Here is a 25,405-nt window from a genome sequence, read left to right as displayed (position 1 = left end):
GCTTGCCAACAGTGGGTTTAACGTACTTTAAGCAAGGGTTTAACATGGCTTTAAGCAACACTCCAAATAACGATGCTCCGCACTCGTCTAATCCTGTTTTAAATCACACTTGTGTATCCACTGTTAATGTCACAGCCGACCTAAGTCATTTAATGGTTGCGCCCAATCAATTGTATTTGGCGTGCGATTTGTCGCACATGGCGTTTAGCAGTACCGCTGAATTGGGTGGTTTGGTGCGTCATTTAGGGCAAACTCGTGCGATAGAAGCGCTCAAATTTGGCGTAGGTATCCACCAAGATGGCTACAATCTTTATGTGCTGGGGTCGCCTGGATTGGGTAAACAGACCACGGTGCAAGCCTTGCTTGCAAAAGAGGCCAAAGAGGTGCGGCTCGCAAAAGAAGCTTACGACTGGTGTTACATTAATAATTTTGCAGATTCGCATAAGCCGCTGGTATTACGTTTAGCCAAAGGATATGGCCATAAATTGCGGTTGGATATGGCACATTTTATTGAGGACATTTTACTGGCGATTCCGGCCGCATTTGAAACCGACGAATATCAATTGGCGGTGCAAGCCATTCACGATGAATACAGTCGCACCGAAGATCAAGCGTTGGCCGAGGTGGCCAATAAAGCCGCTAAAAACAATATTATGATGTTACGCACTCCCAACGGTTGGACGTTGGGGCCTAAAAAAGACGGCAAGGTCATTACCCCAGAAGAGTTTGATGTGATGCCCGAAGAAGTGCGCCACGCCATTAGCCGAGTGGTGGAAGAGATTCAGGATGAACTCAAGCAGGTGTTATTAAAAATTCCCTTTTGGCAAAAGCACACGCGTGACAAAATTCATGCCCTTAATCGAGAAATATCGCACACCACCATCACCCAATATGCGGTTGAATTAGAAACCGCTTACCAAGCCTTTGCCAATGTTATTGCCTTTATTGAAAGTGTTAAACACGATATTTTAGAACGTGCCGATGCCTTTAGAAAAGTAGGATTAGAGCAAAAAAACACCCGCGCCAAGCACGATAATTTGTCGGAGCTGTTTAGCGATTATCAAGTCAATGTATTGGTTGACAACAGCTTTACTCAAGGCGTTCCGGTGGTCTTTGAAGACAATCCCACCTATCAAAACTTAATGGGGCGCATAGAGCATATGGCGCAATTTGGTACGTTGCTCACCGACTTTTCACTTATTAAACCCGGCGCGTTGCATTTGGCCAATGGCGGCTACTTGGTTTTAGAGGCCAGTAAAGTACTGAGTTCGCTGTATTCGTGGGAGGGACTCAAACGTGCGTTGGCGGGGCACGAGATTAAAATGGAGTCGCTTGAGCAGCTCCTGAGTTTAGCCAGTACCATTTCGTTACAACCAGAACCCATTCCGCTGCAGGTAAAAGTAGTGTTAACCGGCAGTCGTTTGCTGTACTACCTGCTAAAACAATACGACCCCGAGTTTAGTCAGCTGTTTAAAGTGGCAGTTGATTTTGCCGAAGACATGGGGCGTGACAACCAAAGTTGTGAATTATATGCGCAGATGATTGCCAATTTGCAACAACAAAAAAAACTTTTGGCGCTCAATAAAAAGGCGGTTGAGCGCGTGATTGAACACTGCTCACGTTTGGCGCAAGATAACGAAAAAGTCTCTTTGCACATGGGAGGACTCATCGATTTATTACAAGAGTCTGACTATTGGGCGCACCAGGCCGGACGCAGTGTGATAACTCATAGCGATGTGCAAAAGGTGATTGATGCACGCCATTATCGCCTAGATCAAATTCACGAACGCCTGCAAGAAGAGATTGTTAGAGGGATTTATTTGCTCAATACACACGGAAAAAAAGTCGCGCAAGTAAATGGATTAAGCGTGATTGAGCTAGGTGATTACGCGTTTGGGCGGCCATCGCGCATTACCGCCACCGCGCGTTTAGGCATCGGCAAGGTGATTGATATTGAACGTGAAGTAGAATTGGGGGGTGCCATTCACTCAAAAGGGGTGATGATTTTAGCGGCGTATTTGGCTTATTACTATGCTAAAGACGTGCCGTTGGCGCTGTCGGCCAGTTTGGTTTTTGAGCAGTCGTATGGTTTGGTTGAGGGTGACAGTGCGTCGGCCGCCGAGTTGTGCGCGTTATTGTCGGCGCTGGGTGATATTGAGCTTAACCAATATTTGGCGGTGACCGGTTCGGTCAATCAACACGGTGAAATTCAGCCCATTGGTGGGGTAAACGAGAAAATAGAAGGCTTTTTTGATGTTTGTTACGCCCAGGGTCTACAAAGTTTACACGGTTTAAAGGATAAAAATAGCGTGCAAGGGGTGATTATTCCGCGCGCGAATCTTAAGCATTTAATGCTTAAATCTGCCGTGGTAGAGGCGGTGGCGGCCAAACAATTTGTGGTGTATGCGGTGAGTCACATTGATGAGGTGATGCAACTGTTAAGCGATTTGCCAGTCGGAAATCTCAATGCCAAAGGGCGTTATCCCAAAGAGAGTTTTAAGGGCAAAATACAGAGCAGGGTGCTGAAGTTAAGCGCGTTAAATCGACGTTATGCCCGAGGCGGTGTCGTTGTGCAAAGTGCGGTGAGCAAGAATTCAAAAAAGGTAAGTGGAAAAAATAAGCAGTAAAGATAAGAGATAAAAATAAGGGATAAAAATAAGTTGTACAAGCTGTTACATAAACCGTTACATAAGCCGTTACACAAGTAAAAAGTATTTGTGTAACGGGTTGGTCGGGTGTATAAGTGTTAGACGTTAAGCGCCGTTAAAATGGCTTTTTCAACGGCGTCAATTTTTTGTGTACCGTCTACTTTAATGTAGGTAAGCGCGCTGTTTTGCGCGGCCACGGCCTGGTAATAGTCAATTAACGGTGCGGTTTGAGTGTGGTAAACCTGCAAACGGTCTTGAACCACATTGGGTTTGTCGTCGTCGCGTTGCACTAATGGCTCGCCGGTTATGTCGTCTTTATCGGCTTCTTTAGGTGGATTGTAGGTCACATGATAGGTGCGTCCCGAGGCCAAATGCGCGCGACGCCCAGACATACGGTTGACAATTTCGCTGTCGGGCACGTCAATCTCTACTACTGCGTCAATCGCAACATCGGCTTGTGCAAGTGCATCGGCTTGCGGTACGGTTCTTGGAAAGCCGTCTAATAAAAAGCCGTTTTTGCAGTCGGGTTCGTTAATGCGGTCTTTTACCAAACCAATAATAATCTCGTCGGTGACCAGCTTGCCCGCGTCCATAAATTCTTTGGCCATTTTGCCCATGGGCGTGCCGGCTTTAATGGCAGCACGTAACATGTCGCCGGTTGAAATTTGCGGGATGTCAAATTGTTTGGTTAAAAATTGGGCTTGTGTGCCTTTGCCTGCACCGGGTGCGCCAAGCAGTATAAATTTCATAATTCATCCTTGTGGTCATGTAATTTAAGCAACGTTTGCATGTGTGCAAAACGATTACGGGGTAAAACAATTATTCAAACAGTTCATCGGTCATGGTCTGCATCTGTTTTTGAGTTACGCTGGGCACTGCAGGGGCGTTTTCTTCTCTAAATATTTCTGATAATCCGCCCGGAGTGCCCGCGGGTAAAGCTTGCCCTGTTTCGGGGTCAATCAATATGTTTACCAGGCCTGGTGGACGGTTAAACGCTTGATTTGGGGTGTTGGCCAAAGCCACTTTCATGTAGTCAATCCAAATGGGTAACGCGGCACGGCCACCCACTTCGGCGCGTCCAAGAGTCGACGGTTGGTCAAACCCTGCCCATACAGTGGTGGACACGTTGGGACTGTAGCCCGAAAACCAGGCGTCTTTTTGATCGTTGGTGGTGCCAGTTTTACCGGCAATGTCTTCGCGCTTGAGTACATTAGCCGCTTTACCAGAGCCTCTGCGAATAACGTCTTGCATAATGCTGGTCATAATATAAGCGTTGCGTTCTTCAATAACTCGAGGAGCCGTATCGGCGGATTCGTTGGCGCAAGGCGAGGCGCAAGCCGTAGGGTTTTGGGCGGTGTAAATGGCTTCGCCCTTAAAGTCGCGCACTTCTAAAATAATGTGTGGGTTAATTTGATATCCGCTGTTGGCAAACACGCTGTAGGCTTGTGCCACATTTAACGGACTAAACTCTACCGCGCCCAGTGATAAGGATAAGTTACGTTGTTTATTAATTTCGGCCAACGGAAAACCAAAGCGTTTTAAATACTCACTGCCGGTTTCGATGCCAATGGCTTGTAAGGTGCGAATAGACACCAAATTGCGTGAATAAACCAGAGCTTCACGTAGGCGTGTTGGTCCATAAAATTTGCCCGAATAGTTCTCGGGACGCCAAATATCTTCTAAATACGCATCATGAAACACCACAGGTGCATCGTTAATAACGGTGGCGGCGGTCATGCCGTTTTCGAGTGCGGCCGAGTACAAAAACGGTTTGATGTTAGAGCCCACTTGGCGTTTACTTTGGGTGGCGCGATTAAATTTACTGCGAAAATAATCGAACCCGCCCACCAACGCTAAAATTTGGCCGTTATTGGGGTTAAGTGACACCAAAGCGGCTTCGGTTAAGGGGTCTTGTGCCAGTTGCCAGGCCTGGTTAAGCCACTGCAAATAAATCACATCTCCCTGAGCCAAAACGTCTTGCGGCTTGCTGGGCTTTTTGCCCACGCGGTTTACATCAATGTATTTAGCCGCCCAGTCCATGGTTTTAAAAGGAATCTCAATGATTTCTCCGGTTTTAAGCATAACAGTGGTGTGGGTTCCACCTTCTTTAGTGCTGCCAAATCCGGTGACCACACCAATGTTTAAACCGCCAAAATGCGAATATTCTTGCAGGGCTTCTAGCAATGAGTCGTTGTCGTCAAACACTTTAAGAGCCAATTGCGTGATTGAGCCGCGATAGCCGTGGCGACGTTCGTATTCTTGCAAGCCTTCGCGTACGGCCTGGTTAGCCTCTTGTTGTAAGTGACTGTCTACCGTAGTAATAATGGTTAAACCATTTTTAAGCGCGTCTTCGCCAAATTTATCTAGGGCAAACGCGCGCGCCATTTCGGCCACATAACTGGCTTCAACATCAATGCGAGTGCCCGTAAGTTTAACATTGACCTCTACGGCTTGAGCCGCCAACATTTCGTCAACGCTTATGTAGTTTTCTTCTTGCATGCGGCGCAATACATAGTCACGACGCAATTTAGCACGGGTTGCATTGGCAATGGGGTTAAAGGCCGATGGTGCTTTAGGCAAGCCGGCAATCATGGCAAACTCGTCTAAATTCAGCTGGTCTATGGTTTTGCCATAATAGGTTTGAGCCGCTGCCGCCACTCCATATGAGCGATAACCCAAGAAAATTTTATTAAGATAGAGTGCTAAGATTTCTTTTTTAGACAATTCGTTTTCGATTTTGTAGGCCAGTACAATTTCATTCAGTTTGCGTAAATAAGTTTTTTCGTTGCTTAAAAAGAAGTTACGCGCCACCTGCATGGTAATGGTTGACCCGCCGGACTGTTTACTTCCGGTACTAATTAACTCATACGCGGCACGCGCTAAACCTTTGTAGTCTACGCCGCTGTGTTCAAAAAAGTGTTCGTCTTCGGCCGAGATAATGGCCTGCGTCATGCGTTCTGGTATTTGCGTGTAATCAAGTGGCAGGCGTTTGTCGGTACCAATTTCGCTAATGAGCTTGCCATCTTTGGTTAATATTTTAAGCGGAACTTGATAGCTAACGTCTTTAAGCTCGGCGGGGTTTGGCAAGGTTGGGTAGATAGTGATGGCGTAAAACACAATGGCCGCTAAGGGTGCGCCCACAAAGCCCAATAAAGCGCCAAGCCACAAAGTGGTTTTGAGTCCACTGCGTTTTTTTGGGGGCACTAAAAATGGATTTACCGAGGTTTCGGGCAGGTCTTTAGGAAAAATTTTAATGGACGGTTCGTTTTTTAGCACGCTGTTATAGACTCAATATAAATGATCAATATAAAAGACATCGATATGCAAAGGTCTTTAAAGAAAAAAATAATTTAATGGAGCAATATTATAGCGGGTTTTAAATAGGAAGGATTTAAAAAGGTTTCTTACAATGCTCAGCCCTAAAAAACAAAAAACCCAGCCAAAATTAATTTGGCTGGGTTTTCACAGCGGTAGACGCTAACTTTAAATGGTTAATGCGCCCAATAAAGGCGCAGTCATTATGAGTTCTTTTTGTAACGACCTGTTTTAATGTCGCTGTACATAAGGTAAACGTTGCCCACTACAATGAATGCGGCCGCCAAAAATACACCTGCCATGCCAATAGAAACTTGCAATGATTGTGGCAGAATATTAGCCCAAATACCTAATAAAACAACTAAAGGAACAACAACAGTAATGACTAACACCAACAACATACTCACTAAATTTTTCATTTTTACGGCCTCTATAGACTTAATTTAAGTAATTTTTTTGAATGATACGTTTGTTAAAGGGCTTTTTCAAATAAAAAACCTTTATAGCTTGATTTAAATTAAGAAAAGGCGAGTTAAGATCAGTAAGAATTAATTTTCTTGCGGTGGATTTACCAGCCATTCGAGTGTTTGATTTACCCATTCTTGCGAGAGATTGTCGGTAATAAAGACAATTCGGCTGCGGGTATCGGTGCTGGGCCATTTTGGCAGTGCCACCAGCGGACTAATAATGTGCTGAACGCCGTGCATTACCCAGGGGTGTTGAGAGTCTTTTAGGTGCACGATGGCTTTAATGCGTAAGACTTTTGGACTGACCAGGCCTGCTAACAAGCCCATCCAGTTTGTAAACACGTCGGCCTCAATAGGGTTTTCAATAAACAAGCAAAATGAGTGGATGCTCTCTTTGTGTGGCGAGGAAGAGGTAGCGTGGCTTAGGTGCTCGCATCGATGCTGGCTCAATAAGTTTAAGTCGGTTTGTCGCGTCGTTTGCACCGTGCTTTTGGGGACAAAATAGGCCTCCCTTAACCATTTAGAGACATCCAGGTTGCGTTGAGCCGAAAACAGCCCAAGATTAAGAATGTGTTGAGCGGGCAGTTGGCCATTCAGCAGCGTCCAGCGCGGCGCTGAAGGGTTAATGCTTAATAGGCGCTCTGTAATGGCATCGAGATGCTGGGGATTGTCTATTAAATCGCCTTTGGTTAATAACAGGCAGTCGGCCATGGCAATTTGTTTTATAACCTCGCGGTGCGTGTCCAGGCTGTGGTGAACGGTGGCCAAATCCACGGTGGTGACCACGCCATCGAGCTTGTAATAGCGTGCCATTTTGGGTTCTTGCATGAGCATCTGCAAAATGGGTGCCGGGTCGGCCAGGCCTGTGGTTTCGATGATTACGCGGTCAAACAGGTTTTGGCCATTTCTAGAAAAACGCCAATACACATCACTCAGCGTTTTGCTTAAACCTCCCTTTACCTTACAGCACAAGCAACCATTGCCAATTTGAATGACCTCGTTGTCGCTGCTGTGTGCCACCAGATGATGATCAAGTGAGATGTCACCAAATTCGTTAATAATGACCAAGGCATTGTTAAGTTCTGGTTGTACTAATAAATGATTGAGCAACGTGGTTTTACCGCTGCCCAAAAATCCAGTAATAAGCGTAATAGGAATAAGAGGGGTAGGTTGAACGGACATAAAAGCACCTTGGTTAAGTGAGTACTTTGCAGTGTTTTGTTCACGCATTGTGATGGAATTAGTGATGTTATAATGTAACATTTTTGCGCGCAAAGGGTGTAAATCGTTTAATGGCTTAAGCGTGCGTTAATGCGTTACTATAAAACTTATTTAAGAAACTTAGGGAGTTTACAGACTTATGAAACCATTAGTATTGGCCACCGGCAATGCGGGCAAGTTAATAGAAATGCGCGATATTTTGCAACCTCATGGGTGGGAGGTAAAAGCCCAAGCCGAGTTTTTTGCAGGTGAGGCGGATGAAACCGGTTTAACCTTTATAGAAAACGCGATTTTAAAAGCCCGTTACGCCGCACAACACAGTGGTTTACCGGCGATTGCCGACGATTCTGGCTTAGAAGTGAGTGGCTTAAACGGTGCGCCGGGCATTTATTCAGCGCGTTACAGTGCGGATGAGGCCGATAAAGAAGGCGGCTTGGTAAACGATCAAACCAACTTGGATAAGTTGTTGCGCGAAATGCACGATGTGCCGGCTGGACAACGCCACGCCAGCTATTATTGCGCCATGGTGTACGTTGAACACGCCAAGGATCCCACGCCTATTATTGGCCTAGGGCGCTGGTATGGCGAAATTTTAACCCAACCGCAAGGCACCGGCGGGTTTGGTTACGACCCAGTGTTTTGGGTGGACGAACTGCAACAAACCGCGGCCGAATTGCCTAAAGCGCAAAAAAACCAACTCAGCCACCGTGCTCAAGCCTTAAACGCGTTGGTGATGCAATTACGCCGTGGGGCTTAATGGTTAAGTCTAAGTTTTTTGGATAAGTTGTTTACAGATTGTTTACGGATCGTTTACGGCGGTAAAGTAGGTTTTTGACGTATTTTCCACAGCGCATTAAGCGTTTTAAAGAGGTGGAAATAGCCAATAATCAGGTAAAGCAGACTGCCGATAATAAGCCCTAATAACATATTGCCCAAAAAGAACGGCTGCCAAATGTGTGGAAACACTTCGGTAAACCAAAGTTCTGAGCCAACGGTGATTTGCGCATTTGCGTTATATAGGTCGCGGGTGTTTAAAATCCAAACACCAAATCGATAACCACCATACCAAATCGGCCACATGGTTAAGGGGTTAGTGACCCAAGCCAGCGCCGTAGCCAAGGGAATGTTGGCGCGTAAAAAATACGCGAATACCGAACCCAATACCATTTGAAACGGCACGGGCAACATCATGCAAAACCCGCCAATAAACCCAGCTCGGGCAAACGAAAAGCGATCACCCGCCCAATAAACTCGCTCTTTAAAGCGCGGAAAGTATTGATTTAAAAAAACCGAGTTTTTGGTTTTTCGACCAATTTGATGAATTTTTAAGCGAAGATATCGAATCATGCATCTAGTGTAGCAAATTTAATCAACAACAGGCATGCTCGGTAAGTAGCGAAAGTAGTGTAAAGTGGAAAAAGCGATTCTTGTTGAGGTGAGAGGTAAACATAATGGATTCAAAAACGTTAGGTAATGCATCGGATGATTCGCTAAATAAATCGAAAACCCCGCCTTTTATTCAGGCGGTTGAAGAGGTGAGCGCGGGGTTAAATTCAGATGTTGACACAGGCTTGTCGCCCGAAGAAAGTCGTGCGCGATTGCAGCGTTTTGGCTCTAATCAACTCAGTCAAATTCATCGAATTTCGGCCGTGGTTTTGTTTATGCGACAGCTCAAGAATCCGTTGTTGTTGGTGCTATTTTTGGGCGCGATGTTGTCGTTGTATATTCAACACTACGTTGACGCGGTAGCCATTGTGGTGATTATTTTTATTAACGCCACCGTCAGTTTTATTCAAGAATTTAAAGCACAACAGTCTATGGATGCATTGCGGCAAATGGCCGCCCCGCAATGCTGGGTTAAACGCGAAGGCGAATGGCAGAATCGCCCTGCTTTGGAGTTGGTGCCAGGGGATGTGATTAAATTGGAAACCGGCACCATTATTCCGGCAGACGCGCGTGTGTTTGAAAGTGTGCAGTTGCAAGTGGATGAATCGGCTTTAACCGGTGAATCGGATCCGGTACGTAAAAAAATTGCTGCATTGGATGACGAAAATCTTATTTTGGCCGACCAGGTGAACATGGTGTTTATGAGTACAGCGGTTACCCACGGCTATGGCACAGCCATGGTGACCGCAACAGGCATGCAGACCGAAGTGGGTAATATTGCCCAGTTGATTGCCAGCACCGAACATCGTTTAACCCCTTTGCAACGGCGCATTAAAGGCCTGTCGCACATCTTGATTTGGGCCGCATTATTAATTGTGGCGCTTATTTTGGTGTTGGGGTTTTTTCAGGGCATGAGTTTTATTGACATGGGAGCCACCGGAATTTCGTTAGCGGTGGCGGCCATTCCTGAAGGCTTGCCAACGGTGGTGACCATTGTTTTAACCCTGGGCGCGCACCAGATGATGCGTTCTAACGCCTTGGCAAAACACCTTACCGCAGTAGAAACCTTAGGCTCCACATCGGTGATTTGTTCGGACAAAACCGGCACGCTAACTCAAAATAAAATGCAGGTTAAACAAATATGGGTGGGTGGCGAATCCTTTTACGTTGACGGCACCGGTTATGAACCCCAGGGGCAATTTTACGATGCTAATAAAAAGACGATTGACCCACACAAACAGCGTGATTTAATCGCGATGCTGCGCATGTCAACCTTGTGCAGTGACACACGCTTAATTGAGCATAAAGGCGAGTATTCAATTCACGGTTTGCCCACCGAGGGCGCGGTGGTGGTAGCGGCCGCCAAAGCCAATATCACCAAACAGACCTTGTTGACCGAGTACGACATTGCGTTTAGTTTTCCGTTTGATTCGACGCGCAAAATGATGAGCGTAATTGTGTCCGATCAAAACAACCAGGCCTGGTTGTATGTAAAAGGCGCGCCAGACGTGATTATGAGTCGATGCGAACACGCCCTGCATCAAGGCCAAGAGGTTGGTTTCTCGCACCAGAAAGCGGCCGCACACCAAGTGGTTGAGACCTTTGCCGGACAAGCCTTGCGCACCCTGGCGGTGGCGTATCGTCCTTTGAGCGCGGCTCAAGTCGAGCAGCCCGACACCGCACTTGAAACCGAACTGACGTTAATGGGCGTTTACGGCATTATGGATCCACCGCGCGATGAGGCAACTAAAGCCATAAAAGAGTGCCATGATGCCGGGATTCGCGTGGTCATGATTACCGGCGATCACGTTGAAACCGCTCGCGCCATCGCCTACCAAATGCACTTGGTTCAACAAGCCGACGCGCCAGCCATTACCGGTGCCCAATTAAACGCAATGACCGAGGCGGAGTTGCTTCGCTGCGTGGGTGACATGTGCATTTATGCCCGGGTAACGCCCGAACACAAATTACGCATTGTGCGCGCACTGCAAGCCCAAGGCGAAGTGGTGGCCATGACCGGCGACGGTGTAAACGACGCACCGGCATTGCGCACCGCCGACATTGGTGTGGCGATGGGTTTGAGTGGCACGGGTGTGGCAAAAGAGTCGGCCGACTTAATTTTATTGGACGATAACTTTGCCACCATTGTGACGGCCGTGCGCGAAGGTCGCCGAATTTACGACAACATTCGCAAGTTTATTCGCCAAGCGTTAACGGCTAACGTGAGCGAAGTGTCGGCACTGTTGTTTGCGTTTGTGTTGATTTCATCCAGCGTAGACGACGCGGGTAATCTGGTGGTTATGCTGACGCTTGCGCCATTAATGATTTTGTGGGTAAATTTGGTGAGTGACGGTATTCCGGCGTTAGCGCTGGGAATGGACGGCGCAGAAAACGATGTGATGAAGCGCAAACCACGCCCCTCTAATGAAAGCTTTTTTGCCAATCACTTAAGCATTCGCATTGTGGTGCGTGGACTGGTGCTGGGTGGCTTAACGTATTTGGTTTTTAAGTTTGCGATTGACCAAGGAATGGGTTTGGCGTATGCCCAAACCTTGGCGTTTATGACCCTTATTTTTGGCCAGTTGTTTCATATTTTTGACGCTCGAACCTTTACGACGTTATATCAGCGTAACCCCTTTAGTAACGTGGCGCTGTTATGGGGGGTTGCAGGTTCGGCTGTGTTATCGGTCAGCATGGTGTATTTACCATACGGACAAATGGTACTGGGCACCACGGCTGTTTCGTGGCAACATTTAATCATAGTGATTGCACTCTCCGCACTGCCCACGCTAATCTTGTCGGCCATTAAGCAGTTTGGGCGCATTAAGTGGTTGTAAGACATTGAAAATTCATCTTGCATCTTGACCAGGCCTGGTCAAGATAATGCACTTCGTTACTCGAGATGTTCAACTGTATTGATCGTTTAACTCACACCCAAACCTCTTCAGCAAACTCAACTATATGGACAGGTTTGCCGAGTTTTTGAGTAATGGCGTCTTTAAAAATAGCTTGTTTGTTGGGTTCACCGTGAATTAAAAAGACGTTTTGCAGATGCTCAAACTGCTGCATCCACAACAGCATTTCGGCTTGGTCGGCGTGCGCCGAGAAACCGTTAATCATCGATATTTGGGCGTTGACCTTAATGCGTTCGCGGTAGATGCGAATTTCGCCCGCGCCATCGACCAATAAGCGCCCTAACGTACCTTGGGCTTGATAGCCCACAAATATTACGCGGTTGCGGGCGTTCCACAGGCGGTGTTTAAAGTGGTGCAAAATTCGTCCGCCACTGCACATGCCGCTGCCGGCAATAATAATACAGCCGCGCTCTTCGTCGTTGATGCGAATGGAATCTTCGCCTTTTAACGTGTAGTTTAAATACGGAAAATCAAACACCGAACCGTCGCGGTCAAACAGCGTTTGGGCGTGGGCGTTAAGCTCTTTGTGGTAGCGGTTGTAGATTTCGGTGGCGCGAATGGCCATGGGCGAATCGACAAATATTTTGCACGGTGGCAAGGTTTTGTCGTAGTACATCTGCTTGAGCATCACTAAGATTTCTTGGGTGCGTTCAATGGCAAACGATGGAATGAGCACGTTGCCTTGGTTGAGTAAGGTGCTGGTAATGGCCTCGGTAAACTCGGCAATGCTGTCTGGCAAACTGCGGTGATTACGGTCGCCATAGGTGGATTCTAAGTACAGCGCATCGGCTTTTTTGACCGCTTGCGGTGCCGGCATGACCACGTCGTGCGTGTTGCCCAGGTCGCCGCTAAACACCACCGATTTGGCCTGCTGGGTGTCTGGGTCGGTAAAGGCGATGTCAATGGTGGCCGAACCCAAAATGTGTCCGGCATTGCGAAAGGTGACTTGAATGTTGGGGGTTAAGTGAATGGGGGTGTTGTAAACGGCGTATTGAATGTTTAAATCCCAAATCGCGCGCACGTCGTCTAAGCTGTAGAGCGGGGCTTCAACTTGGTCTTCTTCGCCACAGCGTTGGGCTTTTTTAAGGGCGGTTTTGTAGTCTTCTTCGGCAATTTTAGCGCTGTCTAACAGCACCACTTCGGCCAGTTCTAAGGTGGGGCGCAGGGTGATAATACGGCCGTTAAAACCTTCTTTTAGCAGTTTAGGAATCCGTCCAACGTGATCTAAATGCGCGTGGGTAATAAGTAAAATATCGACCGTTTTTGGGTCAAAGCCAAAGGGGTCGCTTGAGCGGCGTTCGACTGCGCCCTGAAACATGCCACAGTCTATAAGAATGTTGGGGCCTTTTTTAAACTGCATAAAATGGCACGAGCCGGTAACAGTTTGCGCGCCACCAAACGATTGAATTTTAACCATGGTTGTTTTCCTTTTGTGCGTTAAACAGTTCTTACGAGTGTACGGCTTTAAGCCATTGGGTCAAGATGCTGGCTTTGCCTTAACGCGTTTATTTGCGCGGGCGCAATTTGTGGCGTTGTTGTAGAGCGTTTACAGGTAAAATAAGCGGTTTAACCAGGCCTGGTCACTTTAAAATGATGCGTTAAGTTAATACTGCAATACTGCGTTTCTATTAATTTTGGATGTTATGTGAATTTTACCCAACCCATTCCCTTAAGCTTGTATGTGCATTACCCGTGGTGCGTGCAAAAATGCCCGTATTGCGATTTTAATTCGCACACCTTAAAAGCCGGCACGGCGGCGGTGGACGAGTCGGCGTACATTAACGCCCTGATTAAACAGCTTGAGCAAACCTTACCCTTGATTTGGGGGCGGCCGATCCACTCGATTTTTTTTGGTGGCGGCACGCCCAGTTTACTGTCCGAGGACGGTTTAAATCGCTTTATGTCGCACGCGCGCGCCTTATTGGGGTTTGGCCCGGACATTGAAATTACCTTAGAGGCCAATCCAGGAACCGTCGATTTTGCGAAATTTGCTGGTTTTTACCAAGCGGGCATCAATCGATTGTCGATGGGCGTGCAAAGTTTTGACGATCAAAAATTGCAGGCGTTAGGGCGAATTCATTCGGCCAATGAAGCGCATCGCGCCATTGAAAGTGCTAAAGCAGCCGGGTTTACCAACTTTAATTTAGATTTAATGTTTGCCTTACCCGGCCAGACGCTTGAGCAAGCCGTGGCCGACGTGCAACAGGCCATACAGTATGCGCCACCGCATTTGTCGCATTATCAATTAACGTTAGAACCCAACACGCCGTTTTATAAAAATCCGCCCATTTTGCCCGAAGACGATTTGGCCTGGGACATGCAATTGGCCGCCCAAGCCGTGTTGGCAGAAAGCGGTTACGAGCATTACGAGGTGTCGGGCTACGCCAAGCCGCACAGCTCGTGCCGGCATAATCTTAATTATTGGCAGTTTGGCGATTACGTCGGTTTGGGTGCGGGCGCACACGGTAAAATTACCGACGCGCCCAGCGGCCAAATTTGGCGCACGCAAATGCCCGCGTCGCCGGGCGGTTATGTGGCCATGATGCAAGACGCCAAAGCCGGTTTAAGCTGGGCGCACGCGATCGGTCGAGTGCATCAGGTGGATGAAATGGATGCGGTGTTTGAGTTTATGTTAAACGCCTTACGCTTGCAAAATGGCTTTGATTTGGCGCTGTTTACTCAACGCACCGGCTTGCCGATAGAGCGCATTGCAAGCCAGTTGGCGCAACTGCAAACCAACGGTTGGGGGGAGGTTTCTGCAGGTTTAACCGGGCAGTCAACGTTGCAGTTGAGCACCTTGGGGCAGACCTTCTTAAACGATGTGGTCGGGCTTTTTTTAGAGTAATAAATGCTATTGTCGTTGGCGTTTTAGTCGTAATTTTAGATATGAACGTTAAGAAAATTAAGAAAATTAAGAAAATTAAGGAAATGACATGAATACCCAATCCATTCGTAAGTTCATTAAAGTCAGCGTGCTGGTGTTGGCCATTATTCCTATTTTGTTGTTTTTGGGATTTTCGGCCGCTGTGAGCTTTATTGACTTTAACCGCTACAAACCGCAAATTGAGCAAGAGGTGGCTAAACTCACCGGGCGTGAAATGCAGATTGAAGGCGCAATTGAAGTGGCGGTGTTTCCGTTTGCATTAGAAGTGGGGCAAACTTATTTTAAAAACTCGGCCGAATTTACCCAGCGTGATTTGCTGAGTTTAGGTAAAACTCACATTCAATTTTCGGTGTGGGATTTGCTCGTTCATAAACATCTTTCGGTGGTGAGTTTAGAGCTGATTGAGCCTAAATTGTATTTGGTTAAAACACCCACGAGCACTAACTGGTCTGATTTACAGGCACTGTTGGCACATTTACCACAGGCTCAATCAGCCGCTTTGACTACGCAGATTGCGCACGCTGTACCCGACTTTGAGGGGTTCGTGAGGGTAAGCACCGCTGCGGTTGCGCCTTCGGTTGCGTTGCCAAGTTCGACACCAACCAGCCAATTACTGGTATGGGCGATTGAAAGCTTGGTGGTGCAAAAGGGCGAAGTGCATTTTACCGATGAAATTAAGGGTCAAAAAATGGTGCTGGATAATTTGAATGTTTTGGCCTTTGACGTGGCCAGTCATGAGCCATTTAAAGCCAGTTTGGAGTTTAACTATCGTCACAGCGAACACCCGCAAATGTACGCGTTTAATGTCAATTCGTTTGTAAGCATTAACCAACACTTTAACTCATGGGCGCTTACCGATTGGGACGGATTGCTAAAAATAAGCTTACCGGCCGAGCGTAATGTGCCGCAAGTACGAGTAAGTACGTCGGGTGAACGTTTAAGCTGGCAGTTAGATTCTAAAGACATTGAGATGGTAAACGGTGAGTTTAAGGGGTTAGACGCCAGCATTAAAACGCATTTTAGTGGGCGTTATGGCACACCAGCCCAACTTAATGGCTGGGTGGATGCCAAAGGCATTAATTTTAAAAACTGGGCGTACCATTTAGGCATTGATTTACCAAGATTTGTTGACCCTAAAGCGTTAACCCACAGCACAGGAAAATTTAACTGGCAGTGGATGAATCAAAAATTAAGTTTTACGAACCTAGACCTTGCGTTGGATAAAGTCCGAGTAACGGGTCAATACGAACAGCAATTTGGTGAACAAGCGCGCATTGATTTTGTGTTGAACGCCGCAGAAGTTAATTTAGACGCTTACATGGCGTACGCAACGCCCAAAATCACGCCCGTTGATTTAACCAGGCCTGGTCAAACACCTGAATTAAACTTGGTTATAGAGTCAGCACCTAAAACAGAGCTTAAGACAGAGACTAAAGCAGACCTAAAAGCAGATCTAAAAGCAGACCTAGAGCCAGAGTTGTATTTGCCCATCGCGGTTCCCGTAAGTACGTTACGCGCTGTTGAAGCACAAGGGAGCTTGCAGGTAAGCGGTTTTAAAGTGCTCGACATTCAGGCGCAATCGCTGTCGCTTGAGCTGAGCGCCAAAGAGGGTGTGATGCAGTTAGCGCCACTGGATGGTCAGGTGTATGAAGGGGCGCTGTTGTCACGTTTTGACATTGATGTGCGCGGCAGTACGCCAGCATTTAAGTGGCAAGGCAAAGTAAGCGATTTGGCATTGGCACCCTTGTTGACCGAAGGCTGGGACTATAAGCAGTTAGAAGGACGCTTGCAAAGTCACTTTAATCTCAGTACCCGTGGCAGCAATCAAGTGGCGTTAAAGCAAAATTTAAACGGTCATTTGCTGTTCACAGTCAGTCAAGGAGCGTTGGTAGGATTGGATGTGCCAAAGTTATTGGCAGGCACGCCACAAAGTCAGCAAGACCGTACAGCGTTTAATGAGTTGGTGCTAATGGGTGAGGTAACGCAGGGCGTGTTTGAAGTAAGCAAACTCAGCTTGGTTGGCAACGGTTTTTTGGGCACAGGAGCGGCTAAAGCCGATTTAAACCACGCCACGCTCAACAGCCAGATTAAATTGCAATTAAGCCACTTGCCCACAGCCTTAGCGCAATTTGCTGGCTGGGTGGTGCCTATTGGTCTAAACGGCACATTAAATCAAGCCAACTGGTCGGCCAATTTGGCTGGCGTGGTTAATGGCAAAGCGTTACAGTAATTTGTTAAATGGTTATTGTGCAATCTATCAAACCCGTTCAAACACCAAATCCCATACGCCGTGTCCCAAGCGATGGCCGCGTTGTTCAAACTTGGTTAAAGGCCGATAATCGGGGCGCGGGGTGTACTGATTAACACCGGCGGTGTTTTTATATAAGGGTGCGGCGCTCATCACTTCCATCATCTGCAACGCGTAATCTTCCCAGTCGGTCGCCATGTGAAATACTCCGCCTATGGTTAAATGTTGTGCGATGGTTTGCGCAAACGCGGGTTGCACAATGCGGCGTTTGTTGTGACGCTTTTTATGCCAAGGGTCTGGAAAAAACAGGTACACACCCGCCAAACTGGCTTTGGGAATGCGTTTTTCTAAGACTTCAATTGCGTCGTGGTTAAACACCCGAATGTTGGTGACATTGTGCTCGGCTATTAATTTAAGCAACGCGCCCACCCCAGGACGATGCACTTCAATACCCATGTAGTTTTGTTCGGGATGCGCCATAGCCATATTGACTAAACTGGTGCCCATACCAAAGCCAATTTCGACAATGGTGGGCGCTTCACGGCCAAACACCGCGTTTAAGTCAAGCAGCTCATCGGTCACTTCTAACCCAAATTGGGGCCAAAGTTCGTCAATCGCGCGTTGTTGCGCGCCCGACAAACGGCCTTGGCGCAACACAAAACTTTTAATGCGGTGCGCCAAATTAGGAGTTTTTTCTAGAGTTGAATCGTTGATTAAGCTGGAAGGATTAGATGTTTGGTCGGTCATAATAGTCTGTAATATGAGGTGATTAAGCCGCGTAGTATACTGTAAAAGTGCATTTTTAACCCATTTAATAGAGGCGCCCTAGAGGTCTAGTAATCTGATATGAACCTTTTTTCACAATCACTTTTAGCCTGGTTTGACCAGTCAGGTCGGCACGATTTACCCTGGCAAAGCCACATTACGCCGTATCGCGTTTGGGTGTCGGAAATTATGCTGCAACAAACTCAAGTCAAAACGGTTATTCCGTATTATTTGGCCTTTATGGCGCGGTTTCCCACCTTAGCAGATTTGGCGCACGCGTCGCAAGAAGCGGTGTTGGCGCATTGGTCAGGCCTGGGGTATTACGCGCGGGGACGCAATTTGCACAAAGCCGCCCAACTCATCATGCAGCAGCACAACGGCGAGTTTCCGCAGACCTTTGCCGATATTGTCGCTTTACCGGGTATTGGCCGCTCAACCGCAGGCGCTATTTTGGCCATTGCTCTTAAACAGCGTTATGCCATTTTAGACGGCAATGTTAAGCGGGTGTTAAGTCGTTATTACGCTCTGCCAGGTTGGCCTGGTGAAAAAGTCATTGAAACCGATTTGTGGCTCAAAGCCGATGCCTTAACCCCCCAAGCGCGTTTTGCCGATTACACGCAAGCCATTATGGATTTGGGCGCAACCCTGTGCACACGCACGCGACCTAAATGCGCGCAATGCCCTGTGGCAAGCACTTGCCAGGCCTGGTCAACTCAAAGTGTGGCGCAGTTTCCGCAGGCTAAACCTAAAAAACTCAAGCCCATTAAGCAGACGGTCATGCTTATTTTAGAAAATGTCCACGGACAAGTTTTACTTGAACAACGCCCGCAACAAGGCATTTGGGGTGGGTTGTGGAGTTTTCCCGAACATGAGAGCGTTGCGGCCTGTAAGGCGTCATTAAACATGGCGTTGCAAACTCCCCCAGCAGAGCAACAGAGTTTGATAGAATGGCATGCTATTCGACACACATTTTCGCATTATCACCTGGATATTCAGCCAGTGTATGTGCGTTTGGTTGAGCAGCAAGCCGCGCCCTATAATGGGGTTTGGGTTAATCAACACGACCTGCAAAACGGCTTTACTGGTTGCGATAATCCTTTGGGGATTCCTGCACCGGTGACTAAATTAATAAGTTTAATAAATGTGGACGCCAGTTCGACCATTAAAACCAATACAAGTAAGGAGTGATCCAATGTCTAGAAAAGTACAGTGCGCCAAAATGGGTGAAGAGTTAGATGGTTTGGACTTTTTACCTTTTCCAGGTGAGTTGGGTCAAAAAGTGTACGACACGGTTTCTAAAGAAGCCTGGAAACAATGGTTAACACAACAAACGATTTTAATTAATGAGTACCGTTTATCGAGTTTAGATGCCAAAGCGCGCTCTTTTTGTTAGAAGAGATGCAAAAATTCTTATTTAGCGGTGAAGATATTGACATGCCTGAAGAGTTTAAAGCGCTTTAGTTGATGCCATACTTTATCTTAAATTAGTCGTTTAGCATTCAGGATTAGGATTTAAAAACCAATGAAAACGTTAATTGATATTTTTGTCGGCCGTCAACCCATTTTTAATACGCAAATGCAAGTCGTGGCTTATGAGTTATTGTTTAGAGGTAATTCGGAAGACAACCGTGCGGTTATTTTAGGGGGCGATGCTGCCACCGCACAGGTAATGATGAATGCGTTTGGTGACATTGGACTAGTCGATGTGGTGGGCGAGCACAAAGCGTATATTAATTTTACTGAAGGTTTGTTGGTTCGCGAATATCAGCCATTTTTTCCGCGCAATAAAGTGGTCATAGAGGTGCTAGAAGACGTTAAAGTCACGCCTTTGTTAATGAGCTCGCTCAAGGCATTAAAAGAGCAGGGCTTTACCATTGCGTTAGACGATTATGTGTTTAATCCAGAGCTTGAGGCGCTTGAAGAGTTTGCTGATATTATTAAAGTGGACATTTTGCAGGTTGGCCCTAAAAAACTAGCCGAGCATGCTGCGCGTTTAAAAGCCCAAGGTATTTTGTTGCTGGCCGAAAAAGTCGAAAGTCGTGAGCAGTATGAGTTTTGTTTAAAGTTGGGCTTTGATTTGTTTCAAGGTTACTTTTTTGCTAAACCAAAAATTATTCAGGGTCAGCGTTTGCCCACCAACAAATTGTCGGTATTAGAGTTACTTGCCAGTGTGTACGACCCCGATATTGACATGCACCGCTTAAGCGCCATTGTGAGCAAAGATGTGGTGCTCAGTCAAAAACTGCTTAAATTAGTGGCTCAAAGCAGTCCTAATGGTTCGAGCATAAAGTCTATTCACGATGCGGTTTTACGCTTTGGTTTAAATAGGCTTAAAAGCTGGGCAAGTATGTTGGTGCTGTCGGGCGTCGATGATAAGCCGCTTGAGCTTTTTAGAACGTCACTGATTCGGGCGCGTTTTGTGAATTGGTGGCCATGCATCTGGCCGCAAATGTCTTGGGCGGATTTTCTAAAGAAACCTATTTTACCGTGGGGTTGTTTTCCAGTCTTGACGCTTTAATGGACGCCGAGTTGAGTGAGTTGCTGGCTAAACTCAGTTTAGAGCCGGCTATACAAGATGCGCTGTTGTGTGGGTCTGGCATTATGGGTGAAGTGTTGCAAGCGGTAAAGGGCATTGAACGAGGCTCTACCGATTTTACTTTGCCCGGCGGTTTAAGCGGAACGGAGTTAAGTAAATTGTATTTGCAAGCCATGCAGTTTGCCGAGAGTTTAAAGTTTTAAGCGTTAAACAAGGTTTAAGTTTAAACCTGTAAATTGGTTTGACCAGGCCTGGTTGGATTGGTTTGATTTGGTTTGTAAATAAGCAAATCACATTTTAAATAACTAAGAAATAATCAAAAAGCCCGCATGCGGGCTTTTTGGTTTAAAACCAATATTGGTTAAACGTGGTATTGACCGCTTAATTCGGTTACTGCGTTAATAAAGGCTCCGGCGTGTTCTGGGTTAATTTCGGGGTGAATGCCGTGGCCTAGGTTAAAGACGTGGCCTGAGCCTTTGCCATACTTTTCTAAAATGGTTGCTACTTCGGCACGAATGCGCTCAGGTGAGGCGTATAAAATGCACGGATCCATATTGCCTTGTAACGCCACGCGATCGCCTACGCGTGCGCGCGCCACATCTATGTCGGTGGTCCAATCTAGGCCTAATGCATCAGCGCCCGTGTCGGCCATAGATTCTAGCCATTGCCCGCCGCCTTTGGTAAATAAAATAACCGGCACTTTGCGCCCGTCGTTTTCGCGTTTTAAGCCATCAACAATTTTATGCATGTAACGCAGTGAAAACTCGTGGTAATCACGCGGAGTAAGTACGCCACCCCAAGTATCAAATATCTGCACGGCTTGCGCGCCAGATTCGATTTGCGCGTTTAAATACGCAATCACCGAGTCGGCCAACACGTCTAAAATATGGTGCAAGGTTTTAGGTTGATCAAACATCATGGCTTTAATTTTAGCGTATGTTTTGCTTGAGCCGCCTTCGACCATGTAAGTGGCCAATGTCCAAGGACTGCCCGAAAAACCAATAAGCGGTACGCGGCCATTTAAGGTTTTACGAATGGTGCTAACCGCGTCCATTACATAGCCTAAATCGCTGGCCATGTCGGGTACAAATAATTTTTTAGCGTCACTCATGGTGCGCACTGGGTTGCTAATCACTGGGCCTTCACCGGTTTCAAAACGCAAACCTAATCCCATCGCATCGGGAATGGTTAAAATGTCCGAAAACAAGATGGCCGCGTCCAACGGGTAGCGCTCTAAAGGCTGTAAAGTCACTTCGCAGGCCAGTTCGGCGTTGCGGCATAAATCCATAAACGATCCAGCTTTTTGACGCGTGGCGCGGTATTCAGGCAGATAACGGCCTGCTTGACGCATCATCCAAACAGGCGTGCGGTCAACCGGTTGTTTTAAAAGTGCGCGTAAAAAACGATCGTTTTGTAGTTCTGCCATGAGAAAAGCCTTATTGAGGGATGCAAAAAAGAAGAGTATTTTAGCGGAAAAGAACCCTATATAACCACTAAAAACGATTTTTAAAGGACGTTTTTAGTGGTTTAAAAGTTGCATGGCGCAAGAATAGGTTATTTTTTGGCGTTAAGTGGGTTAAAAACGTCCAGCGCATAAGGGTGGTCAATAATCATATACATCGCGCCTTTGTAAAAGTAAGTTTGGCCACGCGCTTCGATGGTTTGACCCTCGAGTTTTTGCAGAGCGCTGTAGTCAAATTTATCCCAATTTTCTTAGAAACGCGCACACCAGTGGTGTCCATGTTTAAAATGTAATTGGTGCCACTTTTAGAGACTTTTTCAATTTTTCCTTGAATAATTTTAAAACCGCCGTCTTCGCGATTGATTTCACTGCTTTTTACCAAAGGGTAATGCACGGCAGGGTTTTTAGCTAAAAAGTCCCATAATTGAAACTGGCCAGTGCGTGCGGTTTGTTCGGCTTGATAATAACATTGAGCGTATTTAATGTTGTCGTCGGTGGTGCGTGCTACTGCAAACCCGGCTTTAAGCATGGCTTGTTGTACGCTGGTGCCGTCCTTGAAAAAAAGATGCGCCATGGTGCGGTTAAAGGCGTCTAATTTGGTGGTGTCGTATTCAATGCCCACTTCTAAGTCGTTATTGGCCAGCAGCTTGTTCAGAAAGGTTTGCGCCTCTTTGGCAAGGGGTTCACCGCGGGTATTAAATTTTTCTTTGCGTTCCAGTTCGGGTGCTTGTATGCCCGCCAAGCGCACGCGCTGCCCCTGAATCACCACGGTGTCGCCGCTGATGGCATAACTGACTTTAACCCAGAGTTCAACTTGGTTGGTGTTGCAGGCGTCTGCCGCTAACACTGTGCCAGGCATAGTCTGCATAAGCGCGCTGATAAATAGGCCAAAAAAGCCATAAAAAGAGAAGAGTTGTTTTTTCATAGAATTGATTGTAATGGCTTTTGAGCCAATTACAATGTCAATTACACATTAGAAGACCGTTGCAGGCTCTTTAAGCGGTTAAAGGACGGTGTTATGCGCTTAAATTTTAGGCATAAAAAAAGCGCCATTAGCAAATACCAAGGCGCTTTTTTAAGCGTTGTAACCGATGTTTTAAAGTGTTTAAAACAACCGCTATTAACGACGAGCGTACTTTTGCTTGAACTTTTCAACACGACCTTCAGTATCCACCAGTGTTTGTTTACCAGTGTAGAAAGGGTGAGAAGCGCTTGAAACTTCAACACGTACTAGAGGGTAGTCTTTACCGTCAACGGTAATGTTCTCACCAGAAGTCTTAGTAAGGGTTGAACGCGTTACGAAGGTTTCACCAGTTGAGATATCCTGGAAAACTACATCTTTATACGCTGGATGAATGTCTGCTTGCATGATAACGGTCCAATATTTGTTTATTTTCAAAAAGAAATGCATTTTAATGATTAATCACTAAATTGCAAGTTTCTTTTTTAGAATAGGGTTAATAAAATAATTAATAGTTTGTTAATAGTTCGTTGTTAAGTTTCAAGAACGGGTTTAATTAACGTTTCATCGCTTCAAACAAATTGGTGTTTGTTTTAGTGACTTTGAGCTGTTCAATTAAGGTTTCAATGGCATCCACTTCGCTCATAGACTGTAAGAAGCGACGTAAAATCCAAATATTTTGCAACTCTTCTTTGGAGGTTAGCAACTCTTCTTTACGTGTACCCGATTTGGTCAGGTTAATGGCTGGGAAAATACGTTTTTCGGCAATGGTGCGCGATAAGTGCAGTTCCATGTTACCGGTACCTTTAAATTCCTCAAAGATAACCTCGTCCATTTTAGAGCCAGTGTCGACTAAGGCGGTGGCAATAATGGTTAAAGAGCCGCCTTCTTCGATGTTACGCGCCGCCCCAAAAAAGCGTTTTGGACGGTGCAACGCGTTGGCATCCACCCCGCCCGTTAAAATTTTGCCCGATGATGGGACGACGGTATTGTAAGCACGCGCCAATCGTGTAATAGAGTCTAATAAAATCACTACGTCGGTTTTGTGTTCTACCAAACGTTTGGCTTTTTCGATCACCATCTCGGCCACTTGCACATGACGCGTTGCAGGTTCGTCAAAGGTCGAGGAGATAACCTCGCCTTTTACCGTGCGTTGCATTTCTGTAACTTCTTCAGGACGCTCGTCAATGAGCAATACAATTAAGTAGCAGTCGGGGTAGTTTTCGGCAATAGATTGCGCTATTTGTTGCAAAATAACGGTTTTACCCGATTTTGGCGGGGCAACAATCAAGCCACGTTGACCTTTACCAAAAGGGGCGGCAATGTCGATAATGCGCGGGGTAATGTCTTCGGTACTGCCGTTGCCTATTTCCATGGTTAAACGTTCGTTAGCGTGTAACGGGGTTAGGTTTTCAAAGGCAATTTTTTTACGCGCCACATCAGGGTCTTCAAAGTTGATTTTGCCCACTTTAAGCAGTGCAAAATAACGCTCACCTTCTTTAGGTGGGCGAATTTTTCCTTGAATGGTATCGCCTGTGCGTAAGCCGAAACGGCGAATTTGACTGGGAGAGACGTATAAATCGTCGGGGCCAGCCAAATAAGAGCCGTCGGCCGAGCGCAAAAATCCAAAACCATCGGGCAGAATTTCTAACGCGCCTTCGCCATAAATGTCTTCACCTTTTTTAGCGTGCGCCTTGAGAATGGCAAAAATAATATCTTGTTTACGTAGTCGGGCTAAGTTTTCCAGTCCCATGGTGGCAGACAGTTCTAGCAAAGAGGCGGCGGATTGTTTTTTTAAATCGAGTAAGTTCATAATAGATTTGAGGTTCTTAAGGCGTTAAAGGAATGACTAAAAAAGGACTTTTTAGAGGATTTTTTGAATGGTCTAGAAAGGATGCGAATCAGTGTATTGTGCTCCTAAACGGCCGAACGGCGTTTAGGAGGCGTAATTTGTAAATTAAATTACAAGTTACCGTCTAAAAATGCGCTTAATTGTGATTTAGACAAGGCACCCACTTGAGTGGCTTCTACTTCACCGTTTTTAAACAGCATTAATGTAGGAATACCGCGCACACCAAACTTAGGCGGGGTGGCTGGATTTTCATCAATATTTAACTTGGCAATTTTTACTTTGCCTTGGTATTCAATTGCAATGTCGTCCAAAATAGGAGCAATCATTTTGCAAGGACCACACCATTCCGCCCAAAAATCGACTAGAACGGGAATCTCAGATTGTAATACTTCGGTGTCAAAATTTGCATCGCTTGTTGAAATCATGGTTTCTCCTGGTTCTTTTTAATCTGATACGTTCACAGCTGTGCCTAAGGCGCAATTTGGGTTAACCAATATTGCAAGGAAGAGTTAGGTTTGGCTGGGATTCGTTTGGAATTTTAATAGCGTTTAATTAGCTGAAGGATAACAAGTCAGCTGAATCGACACAGGTTGATGAGGTTTGAAACCTCAATCTACGTAAAACAGTGCGTCGTTTTGAAATTGTTGGTAATTATTACATTAACTTAAATTAAATAGCAAGACTTATTTTAAGTGTGTTTGTAATGTGTTTTGTGGTCAATTGCGGGTGCTTTTTGAGCCAAAAA

General features: G+C 46.3%; 22 protein-coding genes. 10 read left to right on the top strand and 12 right to left on the bottom strand.

The annotated features are described in order from the left end of the window. The first annotated feature begins 44 nt into the window (after positions 1-44). Positions 45-2,627: an ATP-binding protein gene (locus tag EP181_RS10115; RefSeq protein ID WP_197723372.1), complete on the top strand. Its 2,583-nt coding sequence runs from the start codon at positions 45-47 to the stop codon at positions 2,625-2,627. Positions 2,628-2,746: 119 nt separating this feature from the next. Here the strand turns inward: EP181_RS10115 and adk are convergent, their stop codons facing one another. From adk to EP181_RS10095, 4 genes are all read right to left on the bottom strand, one after another. Continuing rightward, complete coding sequence (adk, locus tag EP181_RS10110) at positions 2,747-3,397, bottom strand: adenylate kinase (protein ID WP_127471524.1); 651 nt, start codon at positions 3,395-3,397, stop codon at positions 2,747-2,749. Positions 3,398-3,467: 70 nt separating this feature from the next. Then, a complete protein-coding gene (locus tag EP181_RS10105) occupies positions 3,468-5,924 on the bottom strand; it encodes a penicillin-binding protein 1A (RefSeq protein WP_232023427.1) in 2,457 nt (818 codons plus the stop codon). A gap of 242 nt (positions 5,925-6,166) precedes the next feature. Continuing rightward, positions 6,167-6,382, bottom strand: coding sequence for a hypothetical protein (locus tag EP181_RS10100; RefSeq protein WP_127471523.1), 216 nt, complete (start codon positions 6,380-6,382; stop codon positions 6,167-6,169). A gap of 129 nt (positions 6,383-6,511) precedes the next feature. Further along, entirely contained in the window at positions 6,512-7,612 is a 1,101-nt protein-coding gene (locus EP181_RS10095; RefSeq protein ID WP_127471522.1) for a CobW family GTP-binding protein, read from the bottom strand. A gap of 178 nt (positions 7,613-7,790) precedes the next feature. On the opposite strand from EP181_RS10095, the gene rdgB reads away from it, so the two are divergent. Continuing rightward, positions 7,791-8,408, top strand: coding sequence for an RdgB/HAM1 family non-canonical purine NTP pyrophosphatase (rdgB, locus tag EP181_RS10090; protein ID WP_127471521.1), 618 nt, complete (start codon positions 7,791-7,793; stop codon positions 8,406-8,408). 53 nt (positions 8,409-8,461) lie between these two features. Here rdgB and EP181_RS10085 read toward each other — a convergent pair whose 3' ends face one another. Then, positions 8,462-8,998: a DUF2062 domain-containing protein gene (locus EP181_RS10085; protein WP_127471520.1), complete on the bottom strand. Its 537-nt coding sequence runs from the start codon at positions 8,996-8,998 to the stop codon at positions 8,462-8,464. 104 nt (positions 8,999-9,102) lie between these two features. On the opposite strand from EP181_RS10085, the gene EP181_RS10080 reads away from it, so the two are divergent. Further along, complete coding sequence (locus EP181_RS10080; RefSeq protein ID WP_127471519.1) at positions 9,103-11,874, top strand: cation-translocating P-type ATPase; 2,772 nt, start codon at positions 9,103-9,105, stop codon at positions 11,872-11,874. Positions 11,875-11,965: 91 nt separating this feature from the next. Here EP181_RS10080 and EP181_RS10075 read toward each other — a convergent pair whose 3' ends face one another. Further along, positions 11,966-13,369, bottom strand: a complete 1,404-nt coding sequence (locus tag EP181_RS10075; protein ID WP_127471518.1) for an MBL fold metallo-hydrolase RNA specificity domain-containing protein — start codon at positions 13,367-13,369, stop codon at positions 11,966-11,968. Here EP181_RS10075 and EP181_RS12720 point away from each other — a divergent pair. The 3 genes from EP181_RS12720 to EP181_RS10065 all read left to right on the top strand — a co-directional run bounded on the left by EP181_RS12720 (position 13,368) and on the right by EP181_RS10065 (position 17,066). Further along, complete coding sequence (locus EP181_RS12720; RefSeq protein WP_269471135.1) at positions 13,368-13,493, top strand: hypothetical protein; 126 nt, start codon at positions 13,368-13,370, stop codon at positions 13,491-13,493. The two genes, EP181_RS10075 and EP181_RS12720, sit on opposite strands and share 2 nt — an antisense overlap. Positions 13,494-13,597: 104 nt before the next feature. Then, positions 13,598-14,797 carry a radical SAM family heme chaperone HemW gene (hemW, locus tag EP181_RS10070; protein WP_127471517.1) on the top strand — a complete coding sequence of 400 codons (1,200 nt, stop codon included), beginning with the start codon at positions 13,598-13,600 and terminating at the stop codon, positions 14,795-14,797. A gap of 88 nt (positions 14,798-14,885) precedes the next feature. After that, positions 14,886-17,066 (top strand): AsmA family protein, encoded by a 2,181-nt coding sequence (locus EP181_RS10065; RefSeq protein WP_127471516.1) that lies wholly within the window; start codon positions 14,886-14,888, stop codon positions 17,064-17,066. A 27-nt stretch (positions 17,067-17,093) separates the two neighbouring features. Here the strand turns inward: EP181_RS10065 and trmB are convergent, their stop codons facing one another. Next, a complete protein-coding gene (gene trmB / locus EP181_RS10060; RefSeq protein ID WP_127471515.1) occupies positions 17,094-17,831 on the bottom strand; it encodes a tRNA (guanosine(46)-N7)-methyltransferase TrmB in 738 nt (245 codons plus the stop codon). A gap of 99 nt (positions 17,832-17,930) precedes the next feature. Between trmB and mutY the strand changes: the two genes are divergently transcribed. The 4 genes from mutY to EP181_RS12520 all read left to right on the top strand — a co-directional run bounded on the left by mutY (position 17,931) and on the right by EP181_RS12520 (position 20,588). Further along, positions 17,931-19,037 (top strand): A/G-specific adenine glycosylase, encoded by a 1,107-nt coding sequence (gene mutY / locus EP181_RS10055; protein WP_127471514.1) that lies wholly within the window; start codon positions 17,931-17,933, stop codon positions 19,035-19,037. Between the two features lie 4 nt (positions 19,038-19,041). Then, positions 19,042-19,242, top strand: a complete 201-nt coding sequence (locus EP181_RS10050; RefSeq protein ID WP_127471513.1) for an oxidative damage protection protein — start codon at positions 19,042-19,044, stop codon at positions 19,240-19,242. Positions 19,243-19,371: 129 nt separating this feature from the next. Beyond that, positions 19,372-20,367, top strand: a complete 996-nt coding sequence (locus EP181_RS10045) for an EAL and HDOD domain-containing protein (protein ID WP_232023426.1) — start codon at positions 19,372-19,374, stop codon at positions 20,365-20,367. Continuing rightward, positions 20,337-20,588: a hypothetical protein gene (locus EP181_RS12520; protein ID WP_232023425.1), complete on the top strand. Its 252-nt coding sequence runs from the start codon at positions 20,337-20,339 to the stop codon at positions 20,586-20,588. The genes EP181_RS10045 and EP181_RS12520 overlap by 31 nt, the downstream gene beginning before the upstream one ends. A 158-nt stretch (positions 20,589-20,746) precedes the next feature. Here the strand turns inward: EP181_RS12520 and hemE are convergent, their stop codons facing one another. The 5 genes from hemE to trxA form a co-directional block, all read right to left on the bottom strand. Continuing rightward, the gene (gene hemE / locus EP181_RS10040; protein ID WP_127471512.1) at positions 20,747-21,811 is read right to left on the bottom strand and encodes a uroporphyrinogen decarboxylase; all 1,065 of its coding nucleotides are present in this window, start codon (positions 21,809-21,811) and stop codon (positions 20,747-20,749) included. A gap of 184 nt (positions 21,812-21,995) precedes the next feature. Next, positions 21,996-22,715 carry a thermonuclease family protein gene (locus tag EP181_RS10035; protein WP_172959742.1) on the bottom strand — a complete coding sequence of 240 codons (720 nt, stop codon included), beginning with the start codon at positions 22,713-22,715 and terminating at the stop codon, positions 21,996-21,998. A gap of 252 nt (positions 22,716-22,967) precedes the next feature. Next, the gene (locus tag EP181_RS10030; RefSeq protein ID WP_127471510.1) at positions 22,968-23,216 is read right to left on the bottom strand and encodes a type B 50S ribosomal protein L31; all 249 of its coding nucleotides are present in this window, start codon (positions 23,214-23,216) and stop codon (positions 22,968-22,970) included. Between the two features lie 148 nt (positions 23,217-23,364). Further along, entirely contained in the window at positions 23,365-24,621 is a 1,257-nt protein-coding gene (gene rho / locus EP181_RS10025; RefSeq protein ID WP_127471509.1) for a transcription termination factor Rho, read from the bottom strand. Positions 24,622-24,770: 149 nt separating this feature from the next. Further along, positions 24,771-25,085: a thioredoxin TrxA gene (gene trxA, locus EP181_RS10020; protein WP_127471508.1), complete on the bottom strand. Its 315-nt coding sequence runs from the start codon at positions 25,083-25,085 to the stop codon at positions 24,771-24,773. Between the last annotated feature and the right edge of the window lie 320 nt (positions 25,086-25,405).

Origin of the sequence: Thiomicrorhabdus aquaedulcis (genome assembly GCF_004001325.1) — a bacterium.
Classification (GTDB): domain Bacteria; phylum Pseudomonadota; class Gammaproteobacteria; order Thiomicrospirales; family Thiomicrospiraceae; genus Thiomicrorhabdus; species Thiomicrorhabdus aquaedulcis.
This window is presented reverse-complemented; position numbering and strand designations above follow the sequence as displayed.

Bases quoted from the DNA above. Each gene is read 5' to 3' on its own strand.
- EP181_RS10095 (WP_127471522.1), bottom strand. From the start codon at position 7,612: ATGTCCGTTCAACCTACCCCTCTTATTCCTATTACGCTTATTACTGGA.
- EP181_RS10115 (WP_197723372.1), top strand. From the start codon at position 45: ATGGCTTTAAGCAACACTCCAAATAACGATGCTCCGCACTCGTCTAAT.
- EP181_RS10035 (WP_172959742.1), bottom strand. From the start codon at position 22,715: ATGCAGACTATGCCTGGCACAGTGTTAGCGGCAGACGCCTGCAACACC.
- EP181_RS12720 (WP_269471135.1), top strand. From the start codon at position 13,368: ATGGTTGTTTTCCTTTTGTGCGTTAAACAGTTCTTACGAGTGTACGGC.
- rdgB (WP_127471521.1), top strand. From the start codon at position 7,791: ATGAAACCATTAGTATTGGCCACCGGCAATGCGGGCAAGTTAATAGAA.
- hemE (WP_127471512.1), bottom strand. From the start codon at position 21,811: ATGGCAGAACTACAAAACGATCGTTTTTTACGCGCACTTTTAAAACAA.
- EP181_RS10050 (WP_127471513.1), top strand. From the start codon at position 19,042: ATGTCTAGAAAAGTACAGTGCGCCAAAATGGGTGAAGAGTTAGATGGT.
- trxA (WP_127471508.1), bottom strand. From the start codon at position 25,085: ATGATTTCAACAAGCGATGCAAATTTTGACACCGAAGTATTACAATCT.
- EP181_RS10100 (WP_127471523.1), bottom strand. From the start codon at position 6,382: ATGAAAAATTTAGTGAGTATGTTGTTGGTGTTAGTCATTACTGTTGTT.
- EP181_RS10080 (WP_127471519.1), top strand. From the start codon at position 9,103: ATGGATTCAAAAACGTTAGGTAATGCATCGGATGATTCGCTAAATAAA.
- rho (WP_127471509.1), bottom strand. From the start codon at position 24,621: ATGAACTTACTCGATTTAAAAAAACAATCCGCCGCCTCTTTGCTAGAA.
- EP181_RS10075 (WP_127471518.1), bottom strand. From the start codon at position 13,369: ATGGTTAAAATTCAATCGTTTGGTGGCGCGCAAACTGTTACCGGCTCG.
- mutY (WP_127471514.1), top strand. From the start codon at position 17,931: ATGAACCTTTTTTCACAATCACTTTTAGCCTGGTTTGACCAGTCAGGT.
- EP181_RS10065 (WP_127471516.1), top strand. From the start codon at position 14,886: ATGAATACCCAATCCATTCGTAAGTTCATTAAAGTCAGCGTGCTGGTG.
- adk (WP_127471524.1), bottom strand. From the start codon at position 3,397: ATGAAATTTATACTGCTTGGCGCACCCGGTGCAGGCAAAGGCACACAA.
- EP181_RS10085 (WP_127471520.1), bottom strand. From the start codon at position 8,998: ATGATTCGATATCTTCGCTTAAAAATTCATCAAATTGGTCGAAAAACC.
- EP181_RS10045 (WP_232023426.1), top strand. From the start codon at position 19,372: ATGAAAACGTTAATTGATATTTTTGTCGGCCGTCAACCCATTTTTAAT.
- EP181_RS10030 (WP_127471510.1), bottom strand. From the start codon at position 23,216: ATGCAAGCAGACATTCATCCAGCGTATAAAGATGTAGTTTTCCAGGAT.
- trmB (WP_127471515.1), bottom strand. From the start codon at position 17,831: ATGACCGACCAAACATCTAATCCTTCCAGCTTAATCAACGATTCAACT.